Origin of the sequence: Mesorhizobium sp. M1365, from assembly GCF_040317865.1 — a bacterium.
Lineage (GTDB): Bacteria > Pseudomonadota > Alphaproteobacteria > Rhizobiales > Rhizobiaceae > Mesorhizobium.
In genome coordinates this window covers 221,086-233,943 of record NZ_JAMYLG010000003.1, presented here as the reverse complement: position 1 = coordinate 233,943, position 12,858 = coordinate 221,086, and the positions used below count along the sequence as shown (strand labels likewise).

The 12,858-nt window shown below is 63.3% G+C and carries 8 protein-coding genes; 4 read left to right on the top strand and 4 right to left on the bottom strand.

Annotated elements, in window-relative coordinates; genetic code table 11:
• The first annotated feature begins 212 nt into the window (after positions 1 to 212).
• The gene (gene hisN, locus NKH04_RS05295) at positions 213 to 986 is read left to right on the top strand and encodes a histidinol-phosphatase (protein WP_352564879.1); all 774 of its coding nucleotides are present in this window, start codon (positions 213 to 215) and stop codon (positions 984 to 986) included.
• 145 nt (positions 987 to 1,131) lie between these two features.
• Here the strand turns inward: hisN and NKH04_RS05290 are convergent, their stop codons facing one another.
• Positions 1,132 to 1,590 carry a styrene oxide isomerase gene (locus tag NKH04_RS05290; protein ID WP_352469520.1) on the bottom strand — a complete coding sequence of 153 codons (459 nt, stop codon included), beginning with the start codon at positions 1,588 to 1,590 and terminating at the stop codon, positions 1,132 to 1,134.
• Between the two features lie 133 nt (positions 1,591 to 1,723).
• Positions 1,724 to 2,698, bottom strand: coding sequence for an alpha/beta fold hydrolase (locus NKH04_RS05285; protein ID WP_352918247.1), 975 nt, complete (start codon positions 2,696 to 2,698; stop codon positions 1,724 to 1,726).
• A gap of 472 nt (positions 2,699 to 3,170) precedes the next feature.
• Here NKH04_RS05285 and NKH04_RS05280 point away from each other — a divergent pair, with 472 nt between their 5' ends.
• Positions 3,171 to 3,635: an Hsp20 family protein gene (locus NKH04_RS05280; protein WP_352918245.1), complete on the top strand. Its 465-nt coding sequence runs from the start codon at positions 3,171 to 3,173 to the stop codon at positions 3,633 to 3,635.
• A 90-nt stretch (positions 3,636 to 3,725) separates the two neighbouring features.
• On the opposite strand, the gene NKH04_RS05275 is transcribed toward NKH04_RS05280, so the two are convergent.
• Complete coding sequence (locus NKH04_RS05275; RefSeq protein ID WP_352767672.1) at positions 3,726 to 4,778, bottom strand: threonine aldolase family protein; 1,053 nt, start codon at positions 4,776 to 4,778, stop codon at positions 3,726 to 3,728.
• Positions 4,779 to 5,253: 475 nt separating this feature from the next.
• On the opposite strand from NKH04_RS05275, the gene gltB reads away from it, so the two are divergent.
• Together gltB and NKH04_RS05265 are read left to right on the top strand one after the other, a co-directional pair.
• A complete protein-coding gene (gene gltB, locus NKH04_RS05270; protein ID WP_352918243.1) occupies positions 5,254 to 9,984 on the top strand; it encodes a glutamate synthase large subunit in 4,731 nt (1,576 codons plus the stop codon).
• Between the two features lie 143 nt (positions 9,985 to 10,127).
• Positions 10,128 to 11,582, top strand: a complete 1,455-nt coding sequence (locus NKH04_RS05265; RefSeq protein WP_352818148.1) for a glutamate synthase subunit beta — start codon at positions 10,128 to 10,130, stop codon at positions 11,580 to 11,582.
• A gap of 22 nt (positions 11,583 to 11,604) precedes the next feature.
• Here NKH04_RS05265 and NKH04_RS05260 read toward each other — a convergent pair whose 3' ends face one another.
• The gene (locus NKH04_RS05260) at positions 11,605 to 12,852 is read right to left on the bottom strand and encodes an SGNH/GDSL hydrolase family protein (protein ID WP_352818145.1); all 1,248 of its coding nucleotides are present in this window, start codon (positions 12,850 to 12,852) and stop codon (positions 11,605 to 11,607) included.
• Positions 12,853 to 12,858: the final 6 nt, after the last annotated feature.

The following is a 12,858-nucleotide window of genomic DNA, read 5'->3' as shown; positions in this document are numbered from 1 at the left end:
CTGTCCGAGAACAAACGTATTGTGCGCTGCACAAATGTCAAGGCGCGTTCCGGCTTTTTTAATTCACTGTGAAGTGGAAACTGCATTTCCATGACGGCGGCGTTGCATTCGAGCAACAGTTGGCACCATGCGAAAGGCTCCGAACGCCCTTGTTTCGGCATAAATCCGTAGGCAAACGGGTATCTCCAAACATGCTGGAGCGGGAGAATCAGTTGGACATCAACATCGAGTTCATGCGGCGCATTGCGCGTGCCGCCGCAGCCGAGACCTTGCCGCGCTTCCGCAACCAGGGCGCGGTCACCAACAAGGAGCGCGGCAGCTTCGACCCGGTCACCGAGGCCGACCGCGAGGCCGAGCGCGCCATCCGGGCGCTGATATCAGCGCAATACCCCGATCACGGCATTCTCGGCGAGGAACATGGCAGCGAAAACATCTCCAGCCGGCATGTCTGGGTGATCGATCCGATCGATGGAACGCGCGCCTTCATTTCCGGCCTGCCGGTATGGGGCACGCTGGTCGGGCTGACGGTCGACGGCGATGCCGTCGCCGGCATGATGTCGCAGCCCTTCACCGGCGAGTTGTTCTACGCCAATGCCTCCGGCTCGCATTATGAAGGTCCCGGTGGCCCCCGAAAACTCGCTACGCGCAAGACGACGAATCTCGCCGAGGCGACGCTGTTCACCACCACGCCGGCGCTGTTCAAGGGAGACGCGCGCCTGCGCTACGACCTGTTCGAGCAACAGGTCCAGCTCGCCCGTTACGGCACCGACTGCTATGCCTTCGCGATGGTGGCGGCGGGCAGCGTCGATATCGTTGCCGATCCCGGATTGAAACCGTACGACATCGTCGCGCTGATCCCGATCATCGAGAAGGCAGGCGGCGTTGTCACCACCTTCGAAGGCGGGCCGGCGGAAAACGGCGGCGACATCCTGGCGGCGGCGACACCGGAGCTGCACGCAGCCGCGATGGCGGCGCTGCGCGGCTGAGCATCCGGTGCACCCACGCGTCTGTTTTGCGCAAATCCGACGGAAACCGCGGTACGGTCCTAAAGCAAAGCGCGTCGCGTTTGAGTGAACTCATGGGACGCGCTTGTTTTATGCATGTTATCGCAAAACCGCTGCGCGACATGCATTAGCTGTCGGCAGGCCAAGCGTCCGAGAGACGCAGGCCCCACAAAATGAGCACGAAAGAGATGAGGCCGGTCGGCGCGGACGAATACGCCACACCTTTGATCACAGCTTCCTGAAAGGCACTTCCGTGGAAGGCTCCGGCCGCCAACGGCATAGTCTCGTTGCCGGCCGCCCAGGCGCTGGCGATCACGTAGGCGGCCAGGATCGCCAAAGCCGAATAGATCAGCAGCCAGAAAGCAATCCGCGACGTCGCCGCGCCGAGATTGAGCCTAGACCATGTGAGGCCTAGAGCCAGCAAGAGAACGCCCTCCAGGGCGCTGAGCGTGTGCGCGGACAGTCCGAGCCGCGGTGCGGCGAGATACGGTATTGCAAACCCTTCGAATGACGAAAACAGCAGCAGCGCGACGCCAATCTGCAGTAGCCGATGCCCCTGACGTGACAGCGTGTTCGATGCGTTCATGGTCGTTTTTCTCCCGGCAAATGGCCTCCATTCTCTTTGGCAGCAACCTAGCGCTCGATGCCTTAACGGGAATAAGGGGCTGCGCCGGACAAGCGACCCGTGCGGGCTTTGTTGGCGGGCGCCGGCAAAGCGGTCAAACAGCGTCGCCGGTTCCGGGGATGAAGGCATCGAATGCCGCAAGCAACTGCTCGCGATAGAGGTCGGCTTCCTGGAGGATCTCATGGCGGGCGCCGTCGATCATCACTAGCGAGCCGACGCGCAGACGCCTCGCATAGGCTTCGACTGCCCTGGTCGAGACGACCTGGTCGGCGCCGGCGCCGATCATCAGCAAGGGCACCTGGATCTTAGCCATGAAATCCGGGTCGCTGACGATCAAGGATGCCTCGGTGGCCGCCTTCAGCCAGCGGATCGTCGGTCCGCCGAGCGCCAGCTGCGGATAGGTTTCGTAGATCAGCGTGTTGCGCCGATAGCGTTCCGGGTCGCTGGTCAGCTTGTTTATGGCGAAGGGCACCGATTCCTTGGGCCGCGGCCCCCATGCGGCATAGAGCCGGCCAAGGCCGAGAAGGCAGAACAGCGAACAGAGGCGGCGGACGGTTTTTACCGAAACCGGCAGGTCCGGCACGGTGAAGAACGGTGCGATCAGCACCATGCGGCGCACGCGGTTCGCCATCGAGGGCGCGGCGAGCAGCGCAATCACCGCGCCGGCCGAGTGGGCTAGTATGTAGTAGGGTCCTCGGCAATCGGGCAGCACGATCTCCTCGAAGAACTGCTCCAGATCGCCGGTGTAATCGAAGAAGCTCCGGACGAAGCCGCGCTGTCGGTCGCCGATCAGCCGGTCGGAAGCGCCCTGTCCGCGCCAGTCGAGGGTTGCCACGCCAAAGCCCCGGTCGGCAAGGTTGCGAATGGTCTCGAAATACTTCTCGATGCACTCGTTGCGGCCGGTCAGGACGACGACGGTGCCCTTCATCGGGCGGGCAACCGCGGCAAACAGCCCATAGCGGATCTTCTTGCCGTCGCGCGTGGTGAAGAAGCCGCCGGCCGCGTTTTCCGGCAGCGGATTGCCCGGAGTTTCCTGGAAGAGAGGGGGCTGGTGGAGTAGATCGGTCATGCGGTTTTTGGTTGGTGTCGGTGCCGGCGTGGGCGCAAGTCAGGCATAAACGCCCATGCGCCAAAAGCAAAGGAATTCGGGACGCCGGGGAGGTCGACCGCCAGGCAGCGAACAAGTAAGGCCGGAAGCAGCCTTGGCGTGCTTCCGGCCTCTGTCGACCGGGAGGAAGGGACGTTACACCCGGTTCGGCCTCGTCGTGTCGCCCTTTCCGGCGACCTGTTCGTGATCTCGAGAACAGTTTTAATGCCGCCTGGCTGAACGCTCGCCGAAGCCACGGTTCATCTGCCGTTCATCGGCGGGACATGGGCCGGGACCGGTCCCGTTCGGGCGCGGGAAAATCTTGAAATGCCGTCGTCGGCTTCCCAAATTTGTCATGCGGTCGCCAATGTCGGGGCCGCTGGCCCATCCGGAACGCCGTCACGGGTTTCGCACCGGCCATACGCAACCTTGTTGCTCAACAGGAGAACACACCATGCGTCACGTTGATTTTTCCCCGCTCTACCGTTCGACCGTCGGTTTTGACCGGTTGTTCACCATGCTCGATTCGCTTGCGCAGCCGGAAGGCCAGACGTATCCGCCTTACAACATCGAGCGCACGGGCGAGGATGCCTATCGCATCTCGATGGCTGTGGCCGGCTTCTCGGAAGATGAGATTTCGATCGAAGCTCACCGCAATGTGCTGACCGTCAAGGGTGAGCGCAAGGAGGAAGGCAATGGCGAAGGCTCCGAACTGCTCTATCGCGGTATCGCCAGCCGAGCCTTCGAGCGCCGCTTCCAGCTTGCCGATCACGTCGAGGTTGTCGGCGCCGCGCTGAAGAACGGCCTGCTCTTCGTCGACCTCAAGCGCAACATCCCCGAAGAGCTGAAGCCGCGCAAGATCGCGATCACCTCGGCTCCGACCAAGGCCAAGCAGATCGAGGCCAAGACTGCCGCCTAAGCCAGGCAGCTAAACTCCGGGACGCCAACTCCCCGGGAAGAAAGGGCGGTGCAGCAATGCGCCGCTCTTTTTGCTGGTGGGCAAGGCTTGCTATCCGGCGAGCAGGTAGCCGAAACGGTCGACCTCGTCGGGCGTGGTCGCGAAGCTGGTGACAAACCGATAGAGCGCTTCGTCTTCGCCAATGTAGCCGTCGTAGCCGAGCGGCCTGTGCCAGTCGTGGAAGGCCGCCCCTGCCGCTTGCATTCTTTCGGCCTCGGCCTTTTTCATGACTGCGAAGACCTCGTTCGCCTGCGGCAGCCAGGCCAGCCGGGCCGAAGGGGAATCTTCTATCGCCGCGGCAAGCCGTGCCGCCATCGCATTGGCGTGCCGTGCTGTGTCGAGCCACAGTCCACCCCTGAAATAAGCATCGAATTGCGCGGCGATGAAGCGCGATTTCGAGAACAGTTGGGCCGCGCGCTTGCGCAAAAAGGCCAATTCCTTGGCTCGCTCGAGGTCGAACAGCACGATCGCCTCGGCGCACCAACAGCCATTCTTGGTGCCGCCGAAGGAGAGGATGTCAACGCCATGCTTCCAGGTCATTTCGGCCGGCGTCGTTTCCAGCGCGACGAGCGCATTGGCAAAGCGGGCCCCATCCATGTGCAGCGGCAGTCCATGCTGCTTTGCGATCGCCGAAATCCTGGCGATTTCGTTCAGCGTGTAGACGGTGCCGACTTCGGTCGACTGGGTGATCGAAACGGCAACCGGCCGCCCGGAATGGACGTTTTCGGGTGCGAAACGGTCCACCGCCCGTTCCAGATTGCCGGCATCGATCCTGCCGAGTGCGCCTTCGACTGTATAAAGCCGCGAACCGCCGGTGAAATATTCCGGTGCACCGCATTCGTCCTCGATGACGTGCGATTCGCGATGGCAGAAGGAAATGCCGCCTGGCTTGTTATAGGTAGTCAGCGACAGCGAATTGGCAGCGGTGCCGGTGGCGACGAAAAACACCGCGACTTCGCATTCGAAGATCTCATTGAAGCGCTGGTAAACGGTCTTGTCGAGGGCACCGTCGCCATAGGCGGTGGAGAAGCCGTCGGCATGGGCCGACAGGCCGGCAGCGATACGGGGATGGGCGCCTGCCCAATTGTCGGAAGCGAAAATCATGCGTCTGCCTATGCTGGGGAAATCGGTGCGAGCTTGGCCGCTTTCGCATGCCGGCCGCAAGGGGCAGATACCGAAAATCCGCTAAAGCCAGTGAAACGCATGAGCGTAGATGCAGCGACGGAAGGTTACGCTGACACGGCGTTCCGCGCAATTTTCTGTCGCGAAAGCTTCAAGAAATTTGTGAATCGGTCTTGTGTGCATCCAAAATTTCTGTCATAAAAATTTAGGACAGTAGTGCTGTCTTATTTTGTCGCACAAAACTGGCCGCATTGGCATATGATTGCGCCTCTGCGGCCATTGCCGCGAGCGACAGCTAGACAGTCTGGCTCCGGCCTGTACGAATACCATATGCGAACCATGCGGAAAGCCGCACGGTCGGCAAGAATTTCGCAAGACGTGCCGCAGATTGAAAGGGGAGCCACGCGCTTCCCGACGGAAACCAGCGCCCGAAGGGGACGGAACGGAGGACAGGACGATGACGGACATGACGCCATCTGCGACGAAGGCCGCGCAGACGACAGCGGCAGCCGTCAAAAATCCGTCCCTGACCAATATTCGGCGAACCAACACCGGCTATGCCGCGCACGGCCTCTATGATCCGCGCAACGAGCATGATGCCTGCGGCGTCGGCTTCATCGTCAACATGAAGGGCGTGAAGTCGCACCAGATCGTCGAGGACGGCCTTGCCGTGCTCGAAAACCTGACGCATCGCGGCGCGGTCGGCGCCGATCCGCTGATGGGTGACGGCGCCGGCGTGCTGGTGCAGCTGCCGGACCGCTTCTTCCGCGAGGAGATGGCCAAGCAAGGGGTCGAACTGCCGAAGCCCGGCCACTATGCCGTCGGCCAGGTGTTCATGCCGCGCGACCCGGAGCTGCAGGCGCATATCGAAGGCATCATCGCCGAGGTGGCGCAACTCGAGGGCCAGCCGCTGCTCGGCTTTCGCGACGTGCCGGTCGACAATTCGTCGCTGTCCAAGGCGCCCGACATCGCCGCTTCCGAGCCGGTGCACCGGCAGGTGTTCCTGGGCCGCGGCGCCGAGATCGAGAACGACGACGACTACGAGCGGCGGCTCTACATCCTGCGCAAGGTCATTTCCGGTCGCATCCATGAGGAGACCAAAGGCGTCGACAACGGCTTCTATGTCGTCTCGATGTCGTCGCGGACCATCGTCTACAAGGGCATGTTCCTGGCCTATCAGGTCGGCGCCTACTACAAGGACCTCACCGACCCGCGTTTCGAGACGGCGCTGATCCTGGTCCACCAGCGCTTCTCGACCAACACGTTCCCGTCGTGGAAGCTGGCGCATCCCTACCGCATGGTCGCCCACAATGGCGAGATCAATACGCTGCGCGGCAACGTCAACTGGATGGCGGCGCGGCAGGCCTCGGTCGATTCCGAACTGTTCGGCAACGACATCTCGAAGCTGTGGCCGATCTCCTACGAAGGGCAGTCGGACACCGCCTGCTTCGACAATGCGCTCGAATTCCTGACGCAGGGCGGCTATTCGCTCGCCCACGCCATGATGATGCTGATCCCGGAAGCCTGGGCCGGCAACAAGCTGATGGGTCAGGACCGCAAGGCCTTCTACGAGTATCACGCAGCGCTGATGGAGCCGTGGGACGGGCCAGCGGCGGTTGCCTTCACCGACGGCCGCCAGATCGGTGCCACGCTCGACCGCAACGGGCTGCGGCCAGCGCGCTACATCGTCACCGATGACGACCGCGTCATCATGGCTTCGGAAGCCGGCGTGCTGCCAGTGCCGGAGGAAAGGATCGTCAAGAAGTGGCGGCTGCAGCCCGGCCGCATGCTGCTGATCGACCTGGACAAGGGCCGCATCGTTTCCGACGAGGAAATCAAGTCGGAGATCGCGACCAGGCATCCCTACAAGAGCTGGCTCGCCAACACACAGCTCATCCTCGAGGATCTGAACCCGGTCGAGCCGCGCGCCCTGCGCAGGGATGTCTCACTGCTCGACCGCCAGCAGGCGTTTGGCTACACCCAGGAGGACACCAAGCTGTTGATGTCGCCGATGGCGACCACCGGCCAGGAAGCCGTCGGCTCGATGGGTACCGACACGCCGATTTCGGCAATGTCGGACAGATCGAAGCTGCTCTACACCTATTTCAAGCAGAATTTCGCACAGGTCACCAATCCGCCGATCGACCCGATCCGCGAGGAGCTGGTGATGAGCCTGGTGTCCTTCATCGGGCCGCGGCCCAACATCTTCGATCTTGTCGGCAATTCGCGCCGCAAGCGGCTCGAAGTGCGCCAACCGATCCTGACGAACGGCGATCTGGAGAAGCTGCGCTCCGTCGGCCACACCGAAGACCGTTTCGACACCAAGACGATCGACATCACTTACGGTTCGAATGAAGGCGCGGCCGGCATGCAGGGCGCCATCGACCGGCTGTGCGAGCGCGCCGAGGCGGCGGTCGCCGGCGGCTACAACATCATCATCCTTTCGGACCGTCAGCTCGGCCCGGATCGCATTGCCATTCCGGCGCTGCTGGCAACGGCGGCCGTGCACCATCATTTGATCCGCAAGGGATTGCGCACCTCGGTTGGGCTCGTCGTGGAATCCGGCGAGCCGCGCGAGGTGCATCATTTCTGCTGTCTCGCCGGCTACGGCGCCGAGGCGATCAATCCCTATCTCGCTTTCGACACGCTGCTCGACATGCACAAGCGTGGCGAATTGCCAGCGGAGGTCGATGCCTACGAGGTCGTCTCCCGCTACATCAAGTCGATCGGCAAGGGCATCCTCAAGGTGATGTCCAAGATGGGCATCTCGACCTACCAGTCCTATTGCGGCGCGCAGATCTTCGACGCCATCGGGCTCAAGTCGGACTTCGTGCAGAAGTACTTCACCGGCACGGCGACGCTGATCGAAGGCGTCGGGCTGGACGAGATCGCCGCCGAAACGGTCAGCCGCCACACCGACGGCTTCGGCAACGACCCGGTGCTGCGCAACAGCCTCGAGGTCGGCGGCGAATACATGTTCCGCATGCGCGGCGAGGCCCATATCTGGTCGCCCGACGCAGTGGCGACCTTGCAGCACGCCGTGCGCCAAGGCTCGTGGGAGACGTTCAAGGACTATTCCGCCCAGATCGACAGCGAGACGGCGCAGGCGCAGACCATTCGCGGCCTGTTCACGATCAAGCTTGCGCAAGAGACCGGGCGTAAGAAGGTCAAGCTCGACGAGGTGATGCCGGCGGCCGATATCGTCAAGCGCTTCTCGACCGGGGCGATGTCCTTCGGCTCGATCTCAAGGGAAGCGCACACGACGCTGGCGCGCGCCATGAACGCCATCGGCGGCAAGTCGAACACCGGCGAGGGCGGCGAAGAGGCCGATCGCTATCTGCCACTGCCGGGCGGCGGCAAGAACCCCGAACGCTCGGCGATCAAGCAGGTCGCCTCGGGACGCTTTGGCGTCACGGCGGAGTATCTTGTCAATTCCGACATGATGCAGATCAAGGTCGCGCAAGGGGCGAAGCCAGGCGAGGGCGGCCAGCTGCCGGGTCACAAGGTCGATGCGACCATAGCAAAGGTCAGGCACTCGACGCCGGGCGTCGGCCTGATCTCGCCGCCGCCGCATCACGACATCTATTCGATCGAGGATCTGGCGCAGCTCATCTACGACCTGAAGAACGTCAATCCGGCGGCCGACGTATCGGTCAAGCTGGTCTCGGAAGTCGGCGTCGGCACGGTTGCGGCCGGCGTCGCCAAGGCGCGTGCCGACCACATCACCATATCAGGCTATGACGGCGGCACCGGTGCCTCGCCGCTGACCTCGCTCAAGCATGCCGGCAGCCCGTGGGAGATGGGCCTTGCCGAGACGCACCAGACGCTCGTGCTCAACGGCCTCAGGTCGCGCGTCGCGCTGCAGGTCGATGGCGGCCTGCGCACCGGGCGTGACGTCATTATCGGCGCACTGCTCGGCGCCGACGAGTTCGGCTTTTCGACTGCGCCGTTGATCGCGGCCGGCTGCATCATGATGCGCAAGTGCCATCTCAACACCTGCCCCGTCGGCGTCGCGACACAGGACCCGGTGCTGCGCAAGCGCTTCAAGGGCACGCCCGAGCACGTCATCAACTTCTTCTTCTATGTGGCGGAAGAGGTGCGGGCGCTGCTTGCCGAGATGGGCTACACCCATCTCGACCAGATCATCGGCGACACCGACCTTCTGGAAAAGCGCGAGCTGATCCAGCACTGGAAGGCACGCGGGCTCGACTTCAGCAAGATGTTCTACAAGCCCGATGCGCCGCACGAGGCGGTGCACTGGACCGAGCGGCAGAAGCATCCGATCGACGACGTGCTCGACCGCAAGCTGATCGAACTCGCAAAGCCGGCGCTCGAAGCCAGGCAGCCGGTCAGTATCGAACTGCCGATCCGCAACGTCGACCGTTCGACCGGCGCCATGCTGTCGGGCGAGGTGGCAAAGCGCTTCAAGCACAAGGGCCTGCGCGAGGACACGATCTCGGTCAAGCTCACCGGCACGGCCGGCCAGTCCTTTGGCGCCTTCCTGGCGCGCGGTGTCTCGTTCGAACTGGTGGGCGCCGCCAACGACTATGTCGGCAAGGGCCTGTCGGGTGGCCGCATTGTCATCCGCCCGCCGGAGAACACGAAAATCGTTGCTGCCGAATCCATTATTGTCGGCAATACCGTGCTCTACGGCGCAACCGAGGGCGAGGCCTATTTCTGCGGCGTTGCCGGCGAGCGTTTTGCCGTGCGCAATTCGGGTGTCGCCGCCGTCGTTGAAGGCGTCGGCGACCATGGTTGCGAATACATGACTGGCGGTATCGTCGTCGTCATCGGCCAGACCGGCCGCAACTTCGCCGCCGGCATGTCGGGCGGCGTCGCCTATGTGCTCGACGAGGCGGGTGATTTCGCCGAACGCTGCAACATGGCGATGGTCGAGCTGGAGCCGGTTCCGGAAGAGGACGACCTGATGGAAAAGCTGCTCCACCATGGCGGCGATCTCGACCATAAGGGCCGTGTCGACGTATCCGGCGATATGACCAGCCATGACGAGGAGCGGCTCTACCAGCTGATCTCCAACCACGTCCACTACACCGGCTCGGTACGAGGTCGCGAAATCCTCGACGACTGGGCGACTTTCCGGCCGAAATTCCGGAAGATCATGCCGGTCGAATACCGCCGCGCGCTGATCGAGATGGAGCGGATGCGCATGAACGTGGCGGCGGAATAGATTTGGAAATTGCCGGGAGGCCATGCGTCCCGGCAACCATCTTCATCAACAATCCTGACCTCGGACTGAAGGTTGCCACAGCTGCCTTATGAGGTTAACGGGTGCGTCGCCAGGCGTGCCTTCCGGACAGCAGGGACTGGACTATGGGCAAGGTAACAGGGTTTCTCGAGATCGACCGGCAGGTGCACAAGTACCAGCCGGCTTCCGACCGCATCCGGCATTTCCGCGAGTTCACGCTGCCGATGTCGGACAAGGAGGTCGAGAAACAGGCCGCGCGGTGCATGGATTGCGGCATTCCTTATTGCCATGGACCGACCGGCTGCCCGATCCACAACCAGATCCCGGACTGGAACGACCTCGTCTACAATGGCGACTGGGAAAACGCGATCCGCAACCTGCATTCGACCAACAATTTTCCGGAATTTACCGGCCGCATCTGCCCCGCACCTTGCGAGGAAGCCTGCACGCTGAACCTCGAGGATATTCCGGTCGCCATCAAGACCATCGAGCAGGCCATTGCCGACAAAGCCTATGAAACCGGCCATATCCGGCCCTATCCGCCGGAACGGAAGACCGGCAAGCGCGTCGCGATCATCGGCTCGGGGCCGGCAGGCATGGCGGCTGCCCAGCAACTCGGCCGCGCAGGCCATGACGTTCACGTCTATGAGCGCGAGAGCCGGCCGGGCGGGCTGATGCGCTACGGCATCCCCGATTTCAAGATCGAGAAGCATTATATCGACCGGCGCATCGAGCAGATGCAGGGCGAAGGTGTCAGCTTCCATTGTGGCGTCAATGTGGGCGTCGACAAGCCGGTCGCCGAACTGCTCGCCGAATATGACGCCGTGCTCTATTGCGGCGGCTCCGAAACGCCGCGTCCGGCCAACATCCCGGGCGACGATCTCGACGGCGTGCACGACGCCATGCCGTATCTGGTGCAGCAGAACAAGCGTATCGGCGGCGAGCCGATCCAGTCGGTGGCATGGCCGTCGCGCCCGATCGTCGCCGGCGGCCAGCACGTCGTCGTCGTCGGCGGCGGCGACACTGCCTCAGACTGCGTCGGCACCGCCTTCCGCCAGGGCGCGGTGCGCGTCACCCAGCTCGACATCCGGCCGCAGCCGCCGGAAAAGGAGGACAAGCTGTCGGTCTGGCCCTACTGGGCGACCAAGATGCGCACGTCGTCGTCGCAGGCCGAAGGCGCCGAGCGCGAATTCCAGGTGGCGACGCTTGAATTCATCGGCGAAGACGGCCAGCTGACCGGGGTCAAATGCTGCGAGGTCGACGAAAAGCGCAAGCCGATCGCGGGCACGGAATTCGTCATCCGCGCCGATCTCGCGTTCATCGCCATCGGCTTTGCCGGGCCAGCCGCTCGCGGGCCGATCTCGGAACTCGACGGGCAGATGAAGATCGTCATCGACAGCCGCCGTTCGAAGAATGTCGAGGCCAATGACCGGGACTACAGGACCAGCGTCGAAAGGCTCTATGCGGCGGGCGACGTGCGGCGCGGCCAGTCGCTGGTCGTCTGGGCGATCCGCGAGGGTCGCCAGGCGGCGCGCGCCATCGACGAGGCGCTGATGGGATCGAGCGTGCTGCCGCGCTGAGCCCGTTCCGAAGAGGTTCTGTTTACTGGCGGATCGCCGTCGTCGTATCGGATGCGGCCGCCGTCGCAGGCTGTGTCTTGGGCGGCCAGGAGAAATCGTCGGCGCGGCCCGGTGAGGCGTCGGGCGCCTTGCCCTCGACGATCAGCCTTTCGCCCGGCAAATTCTTGTCAGCTTTTGCCGGCGGGGCGGCGCCGAGAAGTTCCGAGCCGCCGTCCAGCGCCGGATCGCTGAGCAGCATCGGCACGGTGCGATCGACAGCTATCGGTGCCGCGGCAGGTGCCGGCGCCTCGACGGGAGCGCCGGCCGGGGCAGAAGCCGTCACCACGCTTCCTGGCGCGGCCAGCCCCAGGATCTTCATCAGCGGCTTTTCGGTATAGAAGGCGAGCTTGCGCTTGCCGGCCTTCGACATGTTGATGCCGTCGTCGGAGCGCAGGCGCACCGATTGGCCGTTGATGTCCGGTCCGCTGGTGATGAAGGCGCCGTTCTCGTCGACGAACCCGTCCCAGACGTCGACGAATTCGCCGCCGTGGCTTTCGGCGGACGAGCGGAAGATGTCGTTGAAGGCCAGCATGTCGGAGGTCATTTTCGAGACCCGGAAGGCCGGCATGCCGACCCACAGATACGGCACCTTGGTTGCGGCGATGGCCTTGCCGAACGCATCGGTCCGGCGCTCGTATTCCTTGGTCCAGTTTTCGGATCGCGGCTGCTCGCGTACATCGCCGACGCGCATCTGCTGCCGGTCGTTGGATCCGAGCATGACGACGACGGCTGCCGGTTTTTCGGCAGCGATCAGCGACTTGACCTGTTCTGGCCAGTTGTAGACATCGTCACGCACGAAGCCCGACGATCCGTTGGCACGGACGACGATCCTGACGCCGGTGTTTTCAGCAAACGCGGCGTCGAGCCCCTCAGCCAGCCCAGACGCCATGAAATCGCCGACCACCAGAACGACGCGTGCACCCGGCGCCTTCTCGGCCACTGGGGTTGTCGGCTCGGCCGGCGGCGGCCGGCTAACTGACCGGGGCTTTCTCAGCTTGGGCCTGGGCTTTGTTCTCTGGAATTCTCGCTGGTATTCGGGCGGCGGCTGCTCAAACCGCTCGCTTCTGCGCGGAAACAACAGGTCGCGCAGCGACCAGCCACGACTTTCCGGCTCCTGCGCCATGGCCGCGGTATGAAAGGCACTGGCGCCGCCGACCGCCAGAACGGCGATCGCCAGAACGAGGATCGGCACGCGACGAACGATTAACCGGATGCGCGCAGCCGAAACCAATCACCC

Coding starts and splice junctions, on each gene's coding strand:
- NKH04_RS05265 (WP_352818148.1), top strand. CDS start 10,128: ATGGGCAAGGTAACAGGGTTTCTCGAGATCGACCGGCAGGTGCACAAG.
- gltB (WP_352918243.1), top strand. CDS start 5,254: ATGACGGACATGACGCCATCTGCGACGAAGGCCGCGCAGACGACAGCG.
- NKH04_RS05290 (WP_352469520.1), bottom strand. CDS start 1,590: ATGAACGCATCGAACACGCTGTCACGTCAGGGGCATCGGCTACTGCAG.
- NKH04_RS05275 (WP_352767672.1), bottom strand. CDS start 4,778: ATGATTTTCGCTTCCGACAATTGGGCAGGCGCCCATCCCCGTATCGCT.
- NKH04_RS05280 (WP_352918245.1), top strand. CDS start 3,171: ATGCGTCACGTTGATTTTTCCCCGCTCTACCGTTCGACCGTCGGTTTT.
- NKH04_RS05285 (WP_352918247.1), bottom strand. CDS start 2,698: ATGACCGATCTACTCCACCAGCCCCCTCTCTTCCAGGAAACTCCGGGC.